The 824-nt window shown below is 68.3% G+C and carries 1 protein-coding gene; it reads right to left on the reverse strand.

Annotated elements, in window-relative coordinates; all coding sequences use genetic code 11:
• Nucleotides 1–824, reverse strand: an 824-nt coding sequence (locus tag MOV75_RS40170) for a sigma-54-dependent Fis family transcriptional regulator (RefSeq protein ID WP_247008387.1), incomplete at both ends; no start/stop codon positions are given.

The raw sequence follows: 824 nt of genomic DNA on the forward strand, positions 1-824 counted from the left end.
GGCGAGGTCGAGGCGGTCGCCGTCCGGCGTGATGATCGCGTCGGGGCCGATCTCGTCACCCTGCGCCATCAGCACTGCCCGGTGCATGGTGTTTTCGAGCTCGCGAACGTTGCCCTGCCAGCGGTTGGCCGAGAGCACACGGCGCGCTTCCGCCGAAACCGGGCGCAGCGGCACGCCGTTGGCCTCGGCATATTTCTTCACGAAATGCTGGGCGAGCTCCAGAATGTCGGCGGGGCGCTCGCGCAGCGGCGGGATCTTCAGGTTCACGACGTTGAGGCGGAACAGCAGGTCCTCGCGGAACGTGCCTTCGCGCACGGCGTCGACGAGGTTGCGGTTCGAGGTCGCGATGATGCGGATGTCGACCGGCACGGGCTTGGTGCCGCCGACGCGGTCGATCACGCGCTCCTGGATCGCGCGCAGCAGTTTCGATTGCAGGCGGACGTCCATCTCCGAGATTTCGTCCAGCAGCAGCGTGCCGCCGGTCGCCTCCTCGAACTTGCCGATGCGGCGCGCGACCGCGCCGGTGAAGGCGCCCTTCTCGTGGCCGAACAGCTCGGATTCCAGGAGATGCTCAGGGATCGCGGCGCAGTTGATCGAGATGAAGGGACGCTTGGCGCGCGCCGAGCGGGTGTGGACGTAGCGGGCCAGCACCTCCTTGCCGGTGCCGGACTCGCCGGTGACCATCACCGAGGCGTCGGAGCCTGCGATCTGCTGCGCCAGCTTGATCACCTTCGCCATCGCCTCGTCGCGATAGACCAGCTCGCGGGAATCGTTGGCGACGGCAGCCAGCACCGCGGCGATCAGCTCGGGATCGGGCGGCAGCG

Source organism: Bradyrhizobium sp. PRIMUS42, from assembly GCF_023006515.1.
Lineage (GTDB): Bacteria > Pseudomonadota > Alphaproteobacteria > Rhizobiales > Xanthobacteraceae > Bradyrhizobium.